Consider the following 17,908-nt stretch of genomic DNA (forward strand, 5'->3'; position numbering starts at 1 on the left):
CCTCACTCCCCGGCCGTCGCCTGGCGCTGGGCGGTGCCCAGTGCCTCGTCGGGCGACTGCCTGCCGGTCAGCACGGACTGGAACGCGCCCGCGAGCGCCGTCTCCACGACCGGCCAGCGGGTGCCCACCTCGCCGGTGCGCGACCGCGCGGTCAGCACCAGGTCGGCGAACGGCGCCAGCTCGGGGTTCTGCTCGCGGTAGGCCGCCGCGGCCGAGGCGCGGGTGGGCACGTTGTTCACGCGCTCGCCCCAGGCCAGCTGGTTCTCCTCGGAGTTGAGGCACGTCAGGATCCGGCCCGCGTTCTCCTCGCGCTCGCGGTCCCCGTCGTTCCTCGGCACCGCCATCACCGTGCCGCCGATCGGCGGGACCGGGTCGCCGCCCGCCTCGGGCACCGGGATGCTGGCCACCGCCCAGTCCACGTCGTCCTGCGCGCTGAGCACGGGCACCTGCCACGGGCCGTTGATCATCATCGCGGCACGCCCTGATATGAACTGGTCGTTGACGTCCTGCTGGTTCCAGTTGACGACGGAACGCGAGGCCGACCCGTCGTCCACCAGGTCCTTCCACAGCTGGAGCGCGGGCGCGCCCGCGCCGTCGTCCAGCCGCGCCTCGTCGCCGCCCGCCGACCAGAAGAACGGCAGGAACTGGTAGACGCCGTCGGCGTTCGGGCTGGCGCTGAACGCCATGCCATAGGTGTCGCCCTGGGTCAGCGCCGCGGCGGTGGTCTCCAACTCCTCCCAGGTGGTGGGGGGTTCGAGGCCCGCCTCGGCGAAGATCTCGGTGTTGTAGACCAGCGCGAGGGAGTTGACCGAGCGCGCCACGCCGTACTGGACCCCGTCGTGGGAGCCGAGGGCGTTGGCGCTGTCGGAGAGCCCCGAGGTGTCCACGCCGACCTCGTCGATGGGCCGCAGCCCGTCCGTCTCGGCGAACTGTGGCAGCTCGGAGCCGTCGAGCTCCAGGATGTCGGTCAGCGAGTCGGACGACGCCATGCGCAGCGCCTTCGACGCGACCTGGTCGGCGGGCACGCTCACCTGCTCGACCCGCAGGCCGAGCGGCTCGGCGCAGCGGTCGAAGAACTCCTGGTTGGCCTCGTGCTCCGCGGTGTCGGTCGCCGAGTTGAGCACCGTGACGGTGCCGGGGTCGGGCTCGGCGGCGCAGCCGGAGAGCCCGGCGGCGGTCATGGAACCGGCCAAGGCGAGGGCCGCGGCGGGCGCGACTCTGCGCCCGGATCTCGATCGCATCGGTTTAACGGCTCCTTCGGATCAGGGGTGCGGCGGAGGTATGGGGGGACCCCCGGCGAGCCGGGGCGGGATCAGCTCGTGGCGGGGAGGCCCCGCGTCGATCGCCGCGACGGCGAGCCCGGCGACGGCGGCCGACATCTGCCCCACGGGCAGGTCGATGCGCGGCAGCCGCCCCGGGCCCGGCTCGTTGGGCAGGCTGCCGACCAGCACGACGGCCAGCTGGTCCGGCGAGCCGAGCCCCAGCGCGGCCAGCTCGTCGAGGAGCGTGTCGAGCGGGATGAGGTGCTGCACGATCAACGCGGTCGCCGCGGGGCTCACGCGAAGCGCGCGCCGCAGCCTGGCCCGCAGCTCGCCGGGGTCGGCGCTTGAGGGAACGACCCTGACCTCGGCCCCGGTCTCCCGCGCGGCGGCCTCGGCGCCCGACAGGCCGTGCAGCGCGTAGCCCCTGCGGGCGGCGATCTCGTGGTCGGCCGACGACCAGAACACGATCCGCCGGTGCCCCGCGGCCACCGTCTCCCGCACGGCAAGGGCGACGGCCGCGGCCCAGTCGAGGTCGACCCAGGACAGCTCGGCCTCGTCGCGCTCGTTTCCGTGGCCCAACAGGGCGGTGGGAAAGCCGAGATCGCGCAGGGCCGCGATCCTGGGGTCGGCCTCGGCGACCGCCATGAGGATCGCGGCGTCCGCGAGGCCGCTGCGCGCGACGCGGCGCAGCCCGCCCACGCCGTCGGGGTCCGTCATCATCAGCAGGTCGTAGCCGTGGTCGCGCGCCGCGTCGCTGATCTCCACGGCGAACCGCCCGTCCATGGCCCGGTACTTGCCGCGCTCCCTCGGCACGGCGAGCACCAGCACCTCGCTGCGCGCGCGGCGCAGCGTCCGCGCGCTGGCCCTCGGGTGGTAGCCGAGCTCGGCGATGGCGGCGCGCACCGCCGTCGCGGTCTCGTCGGAGATCTTCCGCGAGCCGCTGAGGACGTATGACACCGTGCTGGGCGCGACTCCCGCGCGCTCGGCGACGTCCTTGATCGTTGCCATCCCGGTCCCTTGGGTGAGGCGTTCGTCCATGCGTCAATCGAATCGATTCGATCGATGGCAACGGGATGCTACGCACATCCGTGCGGTTTCGGCAAGGGGTTCCCCTCCGGGGAGGTACCGGGGCCCTGCCGCGGGGCGGTGTCCTTCAGGGGTGCAGGGCGAGGCGCCATGTGCCGCCGAGGGGTGGGGCGAGCCAGCGCGGGGCCAAGGCGCGGAAGTCGGCCTCGGGGAGGGCGCCCGCGCCCGCGGGCAGCGCGCCCAGGAGCGGGGCGCCCGCCGCCTCGGGCAGGTCGGTCAGGTTGCAGCGGGCCGCCAGGTCGGGGGCGGCGGGCCAGCTGCCCACCACCACGCCCACCGGGGCCAGCCTCCGCGCCCGCAGCGCCTCCGCGGTCAGCGCGGTGGCGTTGAGCGTGCCAAGACCCGCCTCGGCGACGATCAGCACGGGGGCGCCGAGCAGCACCGCCGCGTCCGCGAGGGTCCCGCCCGCGTCATCGAACCGCACCAGCAGCCCCCCTGCGCCCTCGACGAGCACCAGGTCGTGCTCGTCGGCCAGCTCATCGGCCGCCTTGGCCGCGTCGGCGGGTGCCACGGGCGGCAGCCCCGCCCGCCGCGCGGCCGTCGCTGGCGCCAGCGGCTCGGGGTAACGGGCCAGCTCCCTGGTGGTCAGGGGCGCGGGCAACGGGCCAGCGAGCCGCGCCACTTCGGCCAGGTCGCCGTCCTCGCCGCCGCCCACCCCGGTCTGCGCGGGCTTGAGCACGGCGACCGAACGCCCCGCCGCCCGCGCGGCCACCGCGAGCGCCGCCGTCACCACGGTCTTGCCGACCCCGGTGCCCGTGCCGGTCACGACGAGCACGCGCGCGGGCAGCCCACCGTTTACGCCACGCCCGTCGGCGCCGTCGCCGTTCATCGCGCCGCCGCCCGCGCCGCCGCGCACGCCGCGTCGCAGATCAGCGCCAGATCCGCGTCGTCGGTCACATACGGCGGCATCGTGTAGACCAGGTTGCGGAAGGGCCGCAGCCACACGCCGAGGCCCACCGCGGCGCGCGTCGCCGCCGCGACGTCCACCTCGCGGTCCAGCTCGATCACGCCGATCGCGCCGAGCGTCCGCACCTCCCGCACCCCGGGCAGCCCCTCGGCCGCGGCGAGCCCGGCCCGCAGGCCCGCCCCGACCCTGGCCACCTCCCCCGCCCAGTCCCCCGAAAGCAGCAGCCCGATCGAGGCGTTGGCGACGGCCGAGGCCAGCGGGTTGCCCATGAACGTCGGCCCGTGCGCGAGCACCGGCACCTCGCCCCGCGAGATCCCCTCGGCCACGCGCGAGGTGCACAGCGTCGCCGCCATCGACAGATACCCGCCGGTCAACGCCTTGCCCACGCACATCACATCGGGCGCGACCCCCGCGTGGTCCGCGCCGAACAGCATGCCCGTGCGGCCGAACCCCGTGGCGATCTCGTCGAATACCAGCAGCACGTCGTTCTCCGAGCACGCCTCGCGCAGCACCCGCAGATAGCCGGGGGAGTGGAACCGCATGCCGCCCGCGTTCTGCACCACCGGTTCCACGATCACCGCCGCCACCTCGTCCGCGTGCCGCGCGATCAGCTCGCGCAGCGCGCGGGCGTACGCCGGGTCGGGCTCCGCGTCGTACCCCGCGGGCGGCACATCGGCGAATATCTGCCGCGGCAGCGCCCCCGACCAGATGTCGTGCATCCCGCCCTCGGGATCGCACACCGACATCGGGTGCCAGGTGTCGCCGTGGTATCCGCCGCGCCACGTCAGCAGCCGCCGCTTGCCCCCGCGCCCCAGCGAACGCCAGTACTGGAGGCACATCTTGATGGCCACCTCGACCGAGACCGAGCCGGAGTCGGACAGGAAGACATGGCGCAGCGGGGCGGGCGTGATATCCACGAGGCGCTTGGCGAGCCGCACCGCGGGCTCATGGGTGAGCCCGCCGAACATCACATGGCTCATCCGGCCGAGCTGCTCGGTCACCGCGGCGTTGAGCACCGGGTGGTCGTAGCCGTGCAACGCCGACCACCACGACGCCATGCCGTCCACCAACTCCCGCCGCCCCCACGCCGGTCGGGCCAGCCGCAGCCGCACGCCCGAGGCCGAATCGACGACCAGCGGCTCATGCCGCCCCGGCATCGGGCCGTAGGGGTGCCACACATGCTCGCGGTCGAGCGCCAGCAGCTCGTCGGGATTCAACGCGGGCGACGGCGTGGGCGACGGCGCGGGCGATGGCTCACGCATTGGGCGGCAGCTCCGTGCCCGCGCCCCTGCGGCGCACCGCCACCAGGTCGCGCGCCCGGTGCTCGGGCAGCGTCGTCGTCTCCGCGCCCTCCACCTCGAAGCCCGCGTCCGCGATCATGTCGAGGTCGGCCTGCCCCGCCTGGCCCTCGCTGGTCAGATAGTCGCCGAGGAAGATCGAGTTGACGATGTGCAGCGCGAGCGGCTGCAACGACCGCAGGTGCAGCTCGCGCCCGCCCGAGAGCCGCACCTCGGCGTCGGGGCATACGAACCGCACCATGGCCAGGATCCGCAGCGCCCGTCGCGGCGTCAGCTCCCACGTTCCGGCCAGGGGCGTTCCGTCGAAGGGGATGAGGAAGTTGACCGGCACCGAGTCGGGGTCGAGGGCGCGCAGCGCGAACACCACGTCCACCAGGTCCTCGTCGCTCTCGCCCATCCCCGCGATGATCCCCGAGCACGCCGACATCCCGGCCGCCTTGGCCCGTTCGACCGTCGAGACGCGGTCGCCGAACTCGTGCGTCGTGCAGATGTCGCGGTAGGTGGCCTCGGAGGTGTTGAGGTTGTGGTTGTAGGCGTCGGCGCCCGCCTCGCGCAGCCGCTCGGCCTGGCCGTCGCCGAGCAGCCCCAGGCACGCGCACACCTCGACGTCCGCGTGCCGCTCGCGGATCGCTGCGATCGTCTCCGAGACCCGGTCGACGTCCCGGTCGGTCGGGCCACGGCCGCTGGCCACCAGGCACACGCGCTTGGCGCCGCCCGCGACCCCGGCGCTCGCGGCGTCCGCGGCCTCGCCGGGCTTGAGCCACGTGTACTTCAGGATCCCGGCCTTGGAACCCAGGCGCTGGGAGCAGTAGGAGCAGTCCTCGGGGCACAGGCCCGACTTGAGGTTGACCAGGTAGTTGAGCTTCACCCGCCGCCCGAACCACTGGCGGCGCACCTTCCCGGCCGCGGCGACCACGTCGAGCAGCTGGTCGTCGGTGGTCGCCAGCACGGCCAGCGCCTCGTCGCGGGTGGGCGCCTCGCGGCGAAGTCCCTTGTCCACCAGGGTGTTCAGCAGGTCCATGCGCTCGATCCTCGCCCACGCGCCGCGGCCCGGCCAAGGAGAGAATCCACAAGAGGCCGCGGCGCCGAATGTGCACATCGCCACTGACGCCCGGCATGACCGCCCGTTACCTTTATGCGCAGCCCACAAGGGAACGCGTGGGACCAGGGGACCAGGGGACCACGGGACTTGAGACAACGGGAGGGCCGCGGCCGGTGCACGACGTCCTCGGCTGGCTCGACGACGAGGCCGCGCGCCGCCACCGCGCCGGGCTCCACCGCCGTCTGCGCCCCCGCGCCGCCGACGCGGCGCCGCTTGACCTCGCGGGCAACGACTACCTGGGCCTGGCCCGCCACCCCGAGGTGGTCGCCGCCGCCGTCGAGGCGGCCGAGCGCTGGGGCGCGGGCGCCACGGGCTCGCGCCTGGTCACGGGGAGCACCGCGCTGCACGCCGAACTCGAGGCGGAGCTCGCGGAGTTCTGCGGCTTCGAGGCCGCGCTCGTGCTGGCCTCCGGCTATGCCGCCAACCTCGCCGTCCTCACCGCGCTCGGCGGCCGGGGAACGCTGATCGCCTCCGACGCGGGCAATCACGCCTCGCTCATCGACGGCTGCCGCCTGGCCCGCGCCGAGGTCGCGGTGGTCCCGCACGCCGACCCCGCCGCGTTCGACAAGGCGCTCGACCGCCACACGGGCCGCGCGCTGGCCGTCACCGACTCGGTGTTCTCGGTGGACGGCGACGCCGCCCCGCTGCCCGCGCTCGCCGCGGTGTGCCGGGAGCGCGGCGCCGCGTTGATCGTCGACGACGCGCACGGCCTCGGCGTGCTGGGCGAGGGCGGCAGGGGCGCGCTCGCCGCCGCGGGGCTCGCTGGCGCCCCCGACGTGGTCGCGACGGTCACCCTCTCCAAGTCCCTCGGCAGCCAGGGCGGCGCGGTCCTCGGCCCGCGCCGGGTGATCGACCACCTGGTCAACGCCGCCCGCACGTTCATCTTTGACACGGGGCTCGCCCCCGCGGCCGCGGGCGGCGCGCTCGGCGCCCTGCGGCTGCTGCGCCGCGAGCCCGGGCGCGCCGCGCGCGCCAGGTCCCACGCGGCCACCCTGCACGGGCGGCTGACCGCGGGCGGTTTGAGCGCGGCGCGCCCCGACGCCGCGGTGGTGTCGGTCCGCGCGCCCTCGCCCGAGGCCGCGGTCGGCTGGGCGGAGGCGTGCCGCGCGGCGGGCGTCGCGGTGGGCTGCTTCCGTCCGCCGTCCGTTCCCGACGGGATCTCGCGGCTGCGCCTGACCGCCCGCGCCGACCTGACCAGGGGCGCGCTCAACCGCGCGATGGCGACGATCCTCGCCACGGCCCCGCGCCCATGACCCCGCCCACGGCCCCGCCCTGGCGTATCACGGGTGTACGAGCCCGCGGTGGCGCGGTTACGTTGAGGGCGGCAGGGACCAGCAGCCCCACGGCAGGAGACCTCCGGTGACAGACGACGCGTCCACCCCCCGCTCCGACCCGGTCTCGAAGATCGACACGTCCGTGCCGCACTCGGCCAGGATCTGGAACTACTGGCTCGGCGGCAAGGACAACTACGAGGTGGACCGCGCGGCCGGCGACGCCTACCGCAGGGCGTTCCCCGGCATCGTGGACATCGCCCGCGCCTCGCGGCAGTTCCTGGCCCGCTCGGTGCGCTTCCTGGCGCGCGAGGCGGGCATCCGCCAGTTCCTCGACGTCGGAACGGGCCTGCCCACCGCCGACAACACCCATCAGATCGCCCAGCGCGTCGCCCCCGACTCCCGCGTCGTCTACGTGGACAACGACCCGCTGGTGCTGATGCACGCCCACGCCCTGCTGACCTCGACGCCCGAGGGCGCCACCGAGTACATCGAGGCGGACCTGCGCGACCCCGACGAGATCCTGCGCCGCGCCGCGGGGACGCTCGATCTGTCGCGCCCCGTCGGGCTGATCCTCAGCGGCATCCTCGGCCATGTGCCCACCTACGAGGGGGCGCGCGACATCGTCAGCGGGCTCATGGGCGGGCTGCCATCCGGCAGCCACCTCTCGCTCAACGAGGGCACCGACACCGACGACGTCTACGTCAGCGCCCAGCAGGAGTACAACGAGTCGGGCGCCATCCCCTACCGGCTGCGCACGATGGACGAGATCGCCGGGTACTTCGACGGCCTTGAGCTGGTCGAGCCCGGCGTCGTCCCCGTCACCCGCTGGCGGCCCGAGCTGGCCGCGATCGGCGAGCCGCAGGACCTCGGCCAGGCGGGCGGCGTCGGCCGCAAGCCCTGACCCCCCTTTCCTCCCCTTCCTTTCTCCTCTCCTACCGGCCCCGCGCGGCCGGGTGTACCCTGAACGTGGCACGTCCGTACGCCCCCTTTCCGGCGTCCGTGCCCCCCTCCGCGGCCTTCCGCCGCTTCCCGCGCAGCCTTCCGCGTCCTCGCGGGGCGCGCTTTCCGCACCGGCCTCTCGCTCGCGCGCCGCTCTCCGGCGCCGACCCGGCCCTTTCGCCCCGCCGTGCTCACGGCGTTCATCCCTTCTCACCCCGCCCTGTCCGCACCACCGATGGAGAACCCCCGCATGACCACCACCGCACCCGCGCCCGACCGCGCGCGGGCCGCCGCGACCGACGAGCGGGTCGCCGGGCTCGTCGCCCGGGCCGAAGGCCGCGATGCCCACCTCGTCATCCGCGCCGACGGCTTCCTGCCTGGCCCCGGCGACATCCCGCTCCACCCCGACCAGGCACACCGCCACGGGCTGCGCCCCGGCGACCACGTCGACGGCACCGTCACCCGCCGTGGCTCGGGGCGGAGCGCGCCGCGCCGCCTGGCACGGCTCGACCTCGTCAACGGCCAGCCGCCCGAACGCCTCGCCGAACGCCCGGAGTTCGCCTCCCTCACCCCCGTCCACCCGCATCGCCGCCTCACCCTGGAGACCACCAGGGGCCAGCTCGCCACCCGCGTCATCGACCTGCTGACGCCCGTCGGCAAGGGCCAGCGCGGGCTGATCGTCGCCCCGCCCAAGACCGGCAAGACCATGATCCTCAAGGCCGTCGCCGGCGCCCTGGCCCACAACCACCCCGAGTGCCACGTCATGGCGGTCCTGCTCGACGAGCGCCCCGAGGAGGTCACCGACATGCGCCGCTCCGTGCCCGCCGAGGTCATCGCCTCGCCGTTCGACCGGCCCCCGCGCGACCACACGGCCGTCGCCGCCCTCGCCGTCGAACGCGCCAAGCGCCTCGTCGAGCGCGGCGAGGACGTGGTGATCCTGCTCGACTCCCTCACCCGCCTGTGCCGCGCCCACAACATGGCCGCGCGCTCCACGGGGCGCGTGCTCAGCGGCGGCGTCGACGCCTCGGCGCTGCACCCGCCCAAGCGCCTGTTCGGCGCGGCCCGCGCGATCGAGGGCGGCGGCTCGTTGACCATCCTGGCCACCGCCCTGGTGGACACCGGCTCCCGCGCCGACGACTTCTTCTTCGAGGAGCTCAAGAGCACCGGCAACATGGAGCTGCGCCTCGACCGCGTGCTGGCCGGTCGCCGCGTCTTCCCCGCCGTCGACATCGACCCCTCGGGCACCCGCCGCGAGGAGATCCTCATCCCGCCCGCCGAGCGGGCCGCCGTGCACGGGCTGCGCAGGGCGCTGGGCGACCGTGACCCGCGCCAGGCCGTCGAGATCCTGCTCGACCGGCTGCGGGAGACGGGAAGCAACGCGGAGTTCCTGCGCCGCGTCAGCCTGACGACCCTCCCCGTCTGACCCGGCCCGAGCCCTTGGCGCGGCTCGGCTGCACGCGCGGGGGCTCGCCCTCGGCCTTGGGGTGGTCGGGCGGGTAGGGCAGGTCGCCCAGGCCGTGCTCCCGCTCGTCGCGGTCGGCCAGTTCGAGCGCGGCGTCGAGGCGGCAGGGGCGCTCGCCCATCGCGGCGTGCACGTCGCCCACCGTCGCGAACCGCGCGGGCATCGACGCCAGGTCGAAGTCCTCGGGCATCGCCTCGGGCACCTCGTCCCACCGCAGCGGCGCCGACACCGGGGCCAGCGGGCGGGGGCGCACGGAGTAGGCGCTCGCGATGGTCCGGTCGCGCGCGGTCTGGTTGTAGTCGACAAAGATCCGCTCGCCGCGCTCCTCCTTCCACCACGCCGTGGTGATCCGCTCCGGCGCGCGCCGCTCGAGCTCCCGCGCGATGGCGATCGCCGCGCGCCGCACCTGCGGGAACGTCCACTCCGGCACGATCGGCACGAACACGTGCAGCCCGCGCCCGCCCGATGTCTTCGGCCAGCCCACCAGGCCCAGCTCGTCGAGCAGCGGCCGCAGCTCGCCCGCCGCCCGCACCGCGTCCGCATACCCCGTGCCGGGCTGCGGGTCGAGGTCGATCCGCAGCTCGTCGGGGTGCTCGGTGTCCGAGCGCCGCACGGGCCACGGGTGGAACGTCAGACAGCCGAGGTTGGCCGCCCAGACGACCGCGGCCGCCTCGTTGGGACAGATCTCGTCCGCGTGCCGACCGCTCGGGAACGAGATCCGCCCGGTCGGGATCCAGTCGGGCAGGTGCTTGGGCGCGCGCTTCTGGAAGAACGACTCGCCCCCGACGCCCTCCGGATAGCGCTCCAACGTGGTCGGCCGGTCCTTCAGGGCCCGCACGATGCCGTCCCCGACCGCGATGTAGTACCGCGCGAGGTCCAGCTTGGTGAAGCCGCGCTCGGGGAAGTACACCCGGTCGGGATTGCTCAGCCTGACCGTGCGCTCCCCGACGGTCAGCTCCAGGGCGTTCGCCATGGCGCCACCGTAGGCCGGGGCACCCGAACGCGCCCGTCGGCGGGCGGCACCCGTGGGCGGCCAGAAGAATCCCCGGCATGGACCTCCCGGTGATGCCGCCCGTCAAGCCCATGCTGGCCAAGCCCGTCGCCCGCATCCCCGAGGGGCTGCACTACGAGGCCAAGTGGGACGGCTTCCGCGCGATCGTCTTCCGCGACGGCGACGAGGTCGAGGTCCACAGCCGCACCACCAAGCCCCTCACCCGCTACTTCCCCGAGCTGGTCGACGGCTTTCGCGCGCTGCTGCCGCCGCGCTGCGTCCTGGACGGCGAGATCGTGATCGTCACCGGCGACCGGCTCGACTTCGACGCCCTGCTGGAGCGCATCCACCCCGCCGAGTCCCGGGTGCGGACGCTGGCCGAGCGCTCGCCCGCCACGTTTGTCGCGTTCGACGCGCTCGCCCTCGGCGACGACGCGCTGCTCGACGCCCCGCTCCACGAGCGCCGCACCGCCCTGGCCGCCGCCCTGCGCGACACCCGCGCGCCCGTCTTCGTCACCCCGGCCACGCGCGACCCCGACCTGGCCAGGCGCTGGTATGAGCAGTACGAGGGCGCCGGGCTCGACGGCGTGATCGGCAAGGCGCCCGACCTCACCTATCGCCCTGGCGAGCGGGCCATGGTCAAGGTCAAGCACGAGCGCACGGCCGACTGCGTCGTCGCGGGGCTGCGCGAGCACACATCAGGGCCCGTCGTCGGCTCGCTGCTGCTCGGCCTCTACGACGGCGGCGGGCGCCTCCAGCACGTTGGCGTCTCCGCGTCGTTCACCATGCGCCGCCGCCAGGAGCTGATGGCCGAGCTCGCGCCGCTGCGCATGGAGTCGGCCGATGGCCACCCGTGGGCCGCGTGGGGGGACGAGCGGGCCCACGAGGAGAGCCGCATGCCGGGCGCGCCGAGCCGCTGGAGCGGCGGCAAGAACCTCTCCTGGGTGCCGCTGCGGCCCGAGCGGGTGTGCGAGGTCGCCTATGACCACATGCAGGGCGACCGCTTCAGGCACACCGCGCGCTTCCGCCGCTGGCGCCCCGACCGCACCCCGGAGAGCTGCACCTACGCGCAGCTGGACGAGCCGGTCTCGTTCGATCTCTCCGAGGTGCTCAGCGCCCGCCGCCCTCCGCGCTGACCGCCGCCCGCACCCGCTCGGCCACCGCCGCGGCCTCCGCGTCGTCGGCGTACTTCGTGCGCGGCCAGAAGAAGCCGCGCAGCCCGTCCTTCCTGCGGCGCGGCACGATGTGCGTGTGGAAGTGCGGCACGGACTGGCTCACGCGGTTGTTCGCCGCGACGAACGAGCCGTCCGCGCCCATCGCGCCCTCCACCGCGGCGGTCAGCAGCCGCACCCGGGTGTAGTAAGGGCCGACGTCGGGCTCGGGCAGGTCGGTCAGCGTCTCCACGTGCCGCCGCGGCACCGCGAGCAGGTGGCCGGGGAAGAGCGGCCGTATGTCGAGGAACGCCACCACCGCGCCGTCGTCGAAGACCCGGTGCGCGGGCGTCTCGCCGTCGATGATCGAACAGAAGAGGCAGTCCACGCGCTCCAGTGAACACCCGGGCGCGGGGAAGCGGAGCGACCGCCCGATGGTTGACGCTTGTATGAACGCGGCGGAGGTCCAGAGCGGGAGCGAGGTCGAGGTCGTGGTGGTGGGCGCGGGGCAGGCGGGCCTGTCCGCCGCCTACCACCTGCGCCGCAGAGGGCTGGCCCCCGGGCGCGACTTCGTGGTCCTCGACCACGCGCCCGACCCTGGCGGCGCCTGGCAGTTCCGCTGGCCGACGCTGACCTACGGCCGCGTCCACGGCATGCACGCCCTGCCCGGCATGGAGCTGACGGGCGCCGACCCCGCGCGCCCCTCGTCCGAGGTGATCGGCGCGTACTTCGCCGACTACGAGCGCGCCTTCGAGCTGTCCGTGCTCCGCCCCGTGGACGTCACCGCGGTGCGCGAGGCGGGCGAAGGGCGGCTCGCCGTCGTCTCGTCGGCGGGGGAGTGGACCACGCGGGCGGTGATCAACGCCACCGGCACATGGGACCGCCCGTTCTGGCCGCATGTCCCGGGCCGGGCCGCGTTCGGCGGGCGGCAGCTGCACACCGCGGGCTACCCGGGCCCCGACGCGTTCGCCGGGGAGCGCGTGCTTGTCGTCGGCGGCGGCACGTCGGCCGTCTCGCACCTGCTCGAACTCGACGGCGTCGCCGCCAGGACGACCTGGGTGACCCGCCGCCCGCCCGTCTTCAGGGAGACCTTCGGCGAGAACGCGGGCCGCGAGGCCGTCGCCATGGTCGAGGCCAGGGTCGTCCAGGGACTGCCGCCGCGGAGCGTCGTCTCGGTGACCGGGCTGCCGATGTCCGAGGCCGTCCGCGCGGGCCTGGAGAGCGGCGCGCTGCACCGGCGGCCCATGATCGAACGCCTCACCCCGGGCGGTGCGGTGTGGCCCGACGGCACCGCCGTCGCCCTCGACACCGTCCTGTGGGCCACGGGCTTCCGCGCCGCGATCGACCACCTGGCCCCGCTGAGGCTCCGCGAGCCGGGCGGAGGCATCCGCGTCGACGGAACGCGCGCGGTGCGCGACCCCCGCGTCCACCTGGTCGGCTACGGACCGTCCGCCAGCACCATCGGCGCCAACCGGGCGGGCCGCGCCGCCGTCAACGAGATCGTCGCCCTGCTCCGCGGCGAGGCCACCACCCCCGCCCGCGTTCCTTTGTCGACGTGACGACAGCACACCCGCGAGCTCAGTGCCGCGTCAGCCAAGGTTCGCCCCGTCGCGACGCCCGGCGCGGCACCTCGCCGCGTTGCCGAATCACCCAAGTGCGCCCAGCACGAGGGCGATCCGGCGCCTCGCGATGCACCACCCCGGACGCCGCTCCTGTACGGGTAAACCCTGACTGACGCGGCCCTAGGATGCACCAATGGTCTACACGTACGGCCGTGCCGTCACCCACTGCCCCTACTGCGGGACCGGCTACGCCGTCGGCGCCGGCTGGCCGCGGGACTGCCAGGGGTGCGGGGAGACCCACTGGGCCAACCCCCTGCCCGTCGCCGTCGCGCTGCTCCCGGTCGAGGGCGACGGGGTCAGGGGCCTGGTCGTGGTGCGCCGCGACATCGAGCCCTGCCGTGGCGAGCTCGCGCTGCCCGGCGGCTACATGGAGCTGGGCGAGACCTGGGAGCAGGCCGTGGTGCGGGAGCTGCGCGAGGAGACGGGACTGATCGCCGACCCGGCCGGGGTCACGCTGTTCGACGTGCGCAACGGCGACAGGACGCTCAACGTGTTCGCCGTGCTGCCGCCCCGGCACCCCGCCGACCTGCCGCCGCCCGTCGCCACCGAGGAGGCCACCGAGTGGCTTGTCCTCACCGAGCCCGACGCGCTGGCGTTCCCCACGCACACCGCGGCCGTGACCGCGTGGTTCGCCGGCGCGTCCTAGACGACCGCGGCCCGCAGCGCCTGGGGCGGGATGGTGCCCCGCTCCGCTGATACCCACCGGCCCAGCGCGATCTCCGCGGTGATGCCGGGCCCGAAGCCCGCGATCTGCCCCCTGGCGGCGTTCTCGACGCCCCCCTCATCGAAGAGGCGGTCGAGGGCGTCGAAGACGACGCAACTCGCGATGTTGCCGCGCTCGGTGAGGGTGGCCCTGCTGAAGCGGAACATCTCCGGGTCCACGTCGAGGAAGTGGCACAGGTCGTCGAGGATGCGGGGACCGCCCGCGTGCACGATGTGGAAGTCAAGATCGGAGATCTCCCACTCGTGCGCGGTGGCCAGCGTCCGCAGCGCGGGCGCCAGCATCTTCATCGTCGTCGGCACCCGCTTGTCGAGCAGGAAGTGGAATCCGGTGCTCCGCACCGCGTAGCTGATCCAGTCCTCGGTCTCGGGCACCAGGTGCGAGCCGTTGCGTTCGAGCAGCACGCCGCTGCCGCCCCTGCCCCGCACCACGGCCGCCGCCACGCCGTCCCCGAAGAGGCCGTTGGACAGCAGCGAGCCCACGCCGATGTCGGTGGGCTGGTAGCACAGCGAGCAGAACTCGCACGCGACGATCAGGGCGTTCGCGTCCGGGTAGGCCTGGCAGAAGTCATGCGCGCGGTTGATCGCCGCGCCGCCCGCCGCGCAGCCCAGCTGGGCGATGGGCAGCTGCCTGGTGTCGGTCCGAAAGCCCAGGGTGTTGATGAGCCAGGCCGTCATTGACGGCATCATGAAGCCCGTGCACGACACATAGACGATCAGGTCGATGTCGTGCACGCCGAGCCCGGCGTTGTCGAGCGCGCGGAAGACCACGGGCGGGACGTGCCGCTTGGCCTCCTCCTCGTACACGGTGTTGCGGGCCTCGAAGCCCGGGTGGCGCAGCGTCTCCTCGATGGGCTGGACGATGTGCCGCGTCTTCACCCCGGTGTTCTCGATGAGCCGCAGCGCGAGGCCGAGCTGCGGATGGTCGGCGTGCAGGGTGCGCGCGAGCTCCAGAGTGTGCTCCATCGTGAGCACATACTCGGGAACCGCGATCGAAGGTCTACAGAGAATGGCCATGATCCCCTCCCCTTGCCACGGCGTCGTCAGCGTGACGACGCCGTGGCACCGATGGCTGTGTCGTCGGTCGGCCCGGTCACCAGGTGACCGGGAGCTCATACGGGTAGCGCCAGATCGACTCGTCGTTCCAGCGCACCTCGGAGGCCGGGACCGCGAGGGCGAGCCCGGGGAAGCGCCGCAGCAGCGTGCCGATCGCCAGCTCAAGCTCCATCAGCGCGAGCGGCGCGCCGATGCAGTGGTGGGCCCCCCAGCCGAACGTCATGTGCGGCGCCGTGGGCCGCTCCAGGTCCAGCTCGTCGGGGCGCTCGAAGCGCGCCGGGTCGCGGTTGGCGGCCAGGTAGGACACGTGGACCGTGTCGTTCTTCCTGATCGTCACCCCGCCGAGCTCCACGTCCTCGGTCGCGATGCGCGGGATGCCCACCCCCTTGCGGAACGGGATGTACCGCAGCAGCTCCTCGAGCGCCTTGGGCAGCAACTCGGGCGTGGCGCGCAGCTTCTCGCGCTGCTCGGGGTGGGTGAGCAGGGTGTAGGTGATGTTGCTGAGCTGGTATGTGCTGGTGTCGTGCCCCGTCATCAGGAGCACCATGGCCATCACGGTCAACTCGTCGGTGCCGAGCACCTCGTCGCCGTCCCTCGCGGTCGCCAGGGAGCTGATCAGGTCGTCGCCGGGATCGGCGCGGCGGCGGGCGGTCAGGTCGGCGAAGTACGCCCGCAGCTCGGCCTTGGCCCGCACGGCCGCCTCGCGGGTGGTGGCGCCGACGTTCATCATCGCCATGGCGCGCCCGCGCAGCTCGGGGCGGTCCGCCTCGGGGATGTCGAGCACTTCGCAGATGGTCGTCAGCGGCAGCAGGCTCGACACGTGCTTGACGAGGTCGGCGGGCGGGCCCTGCTCGGCCATGCCGTCGATCAGCTCGTCCACGATGCGCTGGGTCGCCGGGCGCATGGCCTCGACCTTGGGCGCGGTGAACGCCTGGGACACCAGCCGTCGCAGCCGCGAACTCTCGGGCGGGTCGAGCAGGTTGATCGATTCGTCCTGCACGATCGGGGCCGGGGTCATCCGCGGGAAGTCGCGCCCCGCCACCGCCGCCCTGCTGAATCTGCGGTCGGTGGTGACGACCCTGACGTCCTCGAAGCGGGTCACCAGCCACGCCTCGCCCTGGCCGTAGGACATCCGGATCCTCGCGATGGGCGCTTGCGTCATCAGTTGCCTGAGCGACGGGTCGAACTCCAGCCCGTCGGCGAAGTCGAACGGGCAGGTGAACACGGTCTCTGAGGGCTCCACCCCGATGCTCCCATCGTTGTGGGCCGCCGTTGCGCAACGGTGCGACGGCCCATTCGCCTGGACGACCGGTGTGTCCCCCCTGGCCCGCCCGATCATGTGCCGTGCGGGGCGAATTAACCCTTTCGGGGAAGGCTGGGGTGGTGATTATGACGCCGTGTGGGAAAGCGGGCGCGGCCCTTGGCCAGCGTGGAAGGGGCGGCGCCCGGCTCGCTCGCGCGGCCGCGCGCCGCCCCGCCGCCGGACCTCCCGGACCCGCCGCCGGGCCCCGCCGTCGGCCCCCGGGTCAGCCCGCCGCGGGGTGGCCCAGCGGCTCGGCGTCCGCGAGGTTCCCTGGGAGGCGCAGCCCTTCGCGCAGCGGCACGAGCTCCGACTGGAGGACGAGCGCGGCGGCGCCGATCGCCGGGGCGGTGGCGGCCGAGCGGGAGAGCCTGACGGTGACCGAGTGGGTGGCGCGCGAGAAGAACGCGCGGTCCAGCTCCTCCTGCACCACCGGCAGATAGAACGAGCCGGCGATGGCGAGGCTCGGCCCCGTGAGCACCAGCTGCTCCAGGTCCATCACATTGGCCAGCGTCCGCGCGGCCACCGCGAGATAGCGCGCGGAGCGCTCGAGCAGCGCGCGCGCCGCCCGGTCGCCGCGGAGCGCGGCGCGCGTGACGGCCGCGAAGTCCGCGACTCTGCGGGGCGGTTCGCCCCCGCTGGAGAGCTCGGCCGAGCGCGTCAGCTCGGGGTCGGCGAGCGCCGCAGCCACCACCGCGCCAGGGCCCGCGAGCTGCTCGGTGCAACCACGCGCCCCGCACCAGCAGTCGGGGCCCTCGAGGTCGAGGCAGATGTGGCCGATCTCCCCGGCGTTCCCGCCGAATCCGCGGTAGGTGACTCCGTTGACCATCAGGCCGGCGCCGATGCCCGTGCCCATGTAGACGGCGGCGAACGTGGCGGTGCCGCCGACGTCGCCCGACCAGTGCTCGCCGAGCGCGGCGGCGGTCGCGTCGTTCTCCAGGACGACGGGCAGCCGCGTGGTCGCGGCCAGCTCGCTGTCGAGGGGAAAGTGCTTCCACTGCCGCATCGCGGGCGGGTAGAGCGGCATGCCGCCGGTCTGGTTCAAGGGCCCCGGAGCCACAAGTCCGAGGCCCAGTATCCTGCTTCGGTCGATACCGGCTCCGTCGATCAGCGCGTCGACCTCCGTGGTGATCCTGTCCACGACGGCCGGTGGATCGTCGGTGCCGACACCCGCGCGGGACATCCGGGCGACGACCGACCCACCGAGGTTGGTGAGGACGTAGGTGAGCCCCGCGTGGTCCAGATGCACGCCGACCGCGAAACGGGAGGACTGGTTGAGCTGGAGCAGCACCCGGCGCTTGCCGCCGGTGGATTCCGCCCGCCCCGTCTCCAGCACGAGGCCGTCGTCGATGAGACGCCTGACCACGGTCGAGATGGTGGCGCCGGTGAAGCCGGTCGCCTTGACGATCCCGACCCGGCTGATGGTGCCTGCGGCACGGATCACATCGAGGACGGCCGCCCTGCTGCTGGCATGGGGGGTGGCGCCCGCTGGTCCGCTCACTGAGTCCTCCGCATCGTTCACGGGAGTCCGCGACATCACTGCGCAGCGTCGGTGTCACGCTGAGCAATGCTTAGTTTATTTGCCTGACGAACAAGTCTGCCAGGTCTTTCCCCGGCGGCGACGGCGTCGCACATCTCGTGGCGGAGGGTGGTCTTGTGGAGACGCACCGTGCCGGTCACGATTCATGCCCGTCGTTGTCCGTTCGTGTCTTTGGGGGGTTGACTTTGTTAATTCGAC

At 73.9% G+C, this 17,908-nt stretch carries 16 protein-coding genes; 6 read left to right on the forward strand and 10 right to left on the reverse strand.

Annotation, left to right across the window (positions count from 1 at the left end; genetic code table 11):
• Positions 1-2 precede the first annotated feature (2 nt).
• From DEH69_RS24720 to bioB, 5 genes are all read right to left on the reverse strand, one after another.
• The gene (locus tag DEH69_RS24720; protein ID WP_113689187.1) at positions 3-1,241 is read right to left on the reverse strand and encodes a sugar ABC transporter substrate-binding protein; all 1,239 of its coding nucleotides are present in this window, start codon (positions 1,239-1,241) and stop codon (positions 3-5) included.
• Between the two features lie 21 nt (positions 1,242-1,262).
• Entirely contained in the window at positions 1,263-2,270 is a 1,008-nt protein-coding gene (locus DEH69_RS24725; protein ID WP_113689330.1) for a LacI family DNA-binding transcriptional regulator, read from the reverse strand.
• A gap of 145 nt (positions 2,271-2,415) precedes the next feature.
• Complete coding sequence (gene bioD, locus DEH69_RS24730; protein ID WP_113689331.1) at positions 2,416-3,177, reverse strand: dethiobiotin synthase; 762 nt, start codon at positions 3,175-3,177, stop codon at positions 2,416-2,418.
• Positions 3,174-4,517, reverse strand: coding sequence for an adenosylmethionine--8-amino-7-oxononanoate transaminase (locus tag DEH69_RS24735; RefSeq protein ID WP_113689188.1), 1,344 nt, complete (start codon positions 4,515-4,517; stop codon positions 3,174-3,176). The genes bioD and DEH69_RS24735 overlap by 4 nt, the downstream gene beginning before the upstream one ends.
• Positions 4,510-5,574 carry a biotin synthase BioB gene (bioB, locus tag DEH69_RS24740; protein WP_113689189.1) on the reverse strand — a complete coding sequence of 355 codons (1,065 nt, stop codon included), beginning with the start codon at positions 5,572-5,574 and terminating at the stop codon, positions 4,510-4,512. The genes DEH69_RS24735 and bioB overlap by 8 nt, the downstream gene beginning before the upstream one ends.
• A gap of 194 nt (positions 5,575-5,768) precedes the next feature.
• Between bioB and DEH69_RS24745 the strand changes: the two genes are divergently transcribed.
• The 3 genes from DEH69_RS24745 to rho all read left to right on the forward strand — a co-directional run bounded on the left by DEH69_RS24745 (position 5,769) and on the right by rho (position 9,291).
• The gene (locus DEH69_RS24745; protein ID WP_258534934.1) at positions 5,769-6,908 is read left to right on the forward strand and encodes an 8-amino-7-oxononanoate synthase; all 1,140 of its coding nucleotides are present in this window, start codon (positions 5,769-5,771) and stop codon (positions 6,906-6,908) included.
• Between the two features lie 106 nt (positions 6,909-7,014).
• The gene (locus tag DEH69_RS24750) at positions 7,015-7,830 is read left to right on the forward strand and encodes an SAM-dependent methyltransferase (RefSeq protein ID WP_113689190.1); all 816 of its coding nucleotides are present in this window, start codon (positions 7,015-7,017) and stop codon (positions 7,828-7,830) included.
• A 288-nt stretch (positions 7,831-8,118) separates the two neighbouring features.
• On the forward strand, positions 8,119-9,291 hold the full coding sequence (gene rho / locus DEH69_RS24755) for a transcription termination factor Rho (RefSeq protein ID WP_113689191.1): 1,173 nt from the start codon (positions 8,119-8,121) through the stop codon (positions 9,289-9,291).
• On the opposite strand, the gene ligD is transcribed toward rho, so the two are convergent.
• Complete coding sequence (gene ligD, locus DEH69_RS24760; protein WP_113689192.1) at positions 9,266-10,303, reverse strand: non-homologous end-joining DNA ligase; 1,038 nt, start codon at positions 10,301-10,303, stop codon at positions 9,266-9,268. The two genes, rho and ligD, sit on opposite strands and share 26 nt — an antisense overlap.
• Positions 10,304-10,380: 77 nt before the next feature.
• Between ligD and DEH69_RS24765 the strand changes: the two genes are divergently transcribed.
• Entirely contained in the window at positions 10,381-11,457 is a 1,077-nt protein-coding gene (locus DEH69_RS24765) for an ATP-dependent DNA ligase (RefSeq protein ID WP_113689193.1), read from the forward strand.
• Here DEH69_RS24765 and DEH69_RS24770 read toward each other — a convergent pair.
• Positions 11,432-11,860 carry an HIT family protein gene (locus DEH69_RS24770; protein ID WP_113689194.1) on the reverse strand — a complete coding sequence of 143 codons (429 nt, stop codon included), beginning with the start codon at positions 11,858-11,860 and terminating at the stop codon, positions 11,432-11,434. The genes DEH69_RS24765 and DEH69_RS24770 overlap by 26 nt on opposite strands.
• Positions 11,861-11,921: 61 nt before the next feature.
• On the opposite strand from DEH69_RS24770, the gene DEH69_RS24775 reads away from it, so the two are divergent.
• Positions 11,922-13,031 (forward strand): FAD-dependent oxidoreductase, encoded by a 1,110-nt coding sequence (locus DEH69_RS24775; protein WP_113689195.1) that lies wholly within the window; start codon positions 11,922-11,924, stop codon positions 13,029-13,031.
• 196 nt (positions 13,032-13,227) lie between these two features.
• Positions 13,228-13,740, forward strand: coding sequence for an NUDIX domain-containing protein (locus tag DEH69_RS24780; RefSeq protein ID WP_113689196.1), 513 nt, complete (start codon positions 13,228-13,230; stop codon positions 13,738-13,740).
• On the opposite strand, the gene DEH69_RS24785 is transcribed toward DEH69_RS24780, so the two are convergent.
• From DEH69_RS24785 to DEH69_RS24795, 3 genes are all read right to left on the reverse strand, one after another.
• Positions 13,737-14,831 carry a type III polyketide synthase gene (locus DEH69_RS24785; RefSeq protein ID WP_113689197.1) on the reverse strand — a complete coding sequence of 365 codons (1,095 nt, stop codon included), beginning with the start codon at positions 14,829-14,831 and terminating at the stop codon, positions 13,737-13,739. The genes DEH69_RS24780 and DEH69_RS24785 overlap by 4 nt on opposite strands.
• A 76-nt stretch (positions 14,832-14,907) precedes the next feature.
• Positions 14,908-16,113, reverse strand: a complete 1,206-nt coding sequence (locus DEH69_RS24790; RefSeq protein ID WP_258534935.1) for a cytochrome P450 — start codon at positions 16,111-16,113, stop codon at positions 14,908-14,910.
• 283 nt (positions 16,114-16,396) lie between these two features.
• Positions 16,397-17,671 (reverse strand): ROK family transcriptional regulator, encoded by a 1,275-nt coding sequence (locus DEH69_RS24795; protein ID WP_258534936.1) that lies wholly within the window; start codon positions 17,669-17,671, stop codon positions 16,397-16,399.
• Between the last annotated feature and the right edge of the window lie 237 nt (positions 17,672-17,908).

Origin of the sequence: Streptomyces sp. PT12, assembly GCF_003311645.1 — a bacterium.
Lineage (GTDB): Bacteria > Actinomycetota > Actinomycetes > Streptomycetales > Streptomycetaceae > Streptomyces.

What these genes read in the sequence shown, in the direction of transcription:
- rho (WP_113689191.1), top strand. Translation starts at nt 8,119, where the DNA reads ATGACCACCACCGCACCCGCGCCCGACCGCGCGCGGGCCGCCGCGACC.
- bioB (WP_113689189.1), bottom strand. Translation starts at nt 5,574, where the DNA reads ATGGACCTGCTGAACACCCTGGTGGACAAGGGACTTCGCCGCGAGGCG.
- ligD (WP_113689192.1), bottom strand. Translation starts at nt 10,303, where the DNA reads ATGGCGAACGCCCTGGAGCTGACCGTCGGGGAGCGCACGGTCAGGCTG.
- DEH69_RS24725 (WP_113689330.1), bottom strand. Translation starts at nt 2,270, where the DNA reads ATGGCAACGATCAAGGACGTCGCCGAGCGCGCGGGAGTCGCGCCCAGC.
- DEH69_RS24720 (WP_113689187.1), bottom strand. Translation starts at nt 1,241, where the DNA reads ATGCGATCGAGATCCGGGCGCAGAGTCGCGCCCGCCGCGGCCCTCGCC.
- DEH69_RS24735 (WP_113689188.1), bottom strand. Translation starts at nt 4,517, where the DNA reads ATGCGTGAGCCATCGCCCGCGCCGTCGCCCACGCCGTCGCCCGCGTTG.
- bioD (WP_113689331.1), bottom strand. Translation starts at nt 3,177, where the DNA reads ATGAACGGCGACGGCGCCGACGGGCGTGGCGTAAACGGTGGGCTGCCC.
- DEH69_RS24785 (WP_113689197.1), bottom strand. Translation starts at nt 14,831, where the DNA reads ATGGCCATTCTCTGTAGACCTTCGATCGCGGTTCCCGAGTATGTGCTC.
- DEH69_RS24775 (WP_113689195.1), top strand. Translation starts at nt 11,922, where the DNA reads ATGAACGCGGCGGAGGTCCAGAGCGGGAGCGAGGTCGAGGTCGTGGTG.
- DEH69_RS24765 (WP_113689193.1), top strand. Translation starts at nt 10,381, where the DNA reads ATGGACCTCCCGGTGATGCCGCCCGTCAAGCCCATGCTGGCCAAGCCC.
- DEH69_RS24780 (WP_113689196.1), top strand. Translation starts at nt 13,228, where the DNA reads ATGGTCTACACGTACGGCCGTGCCGTCACCCACTGCCCCTACTGCGGG.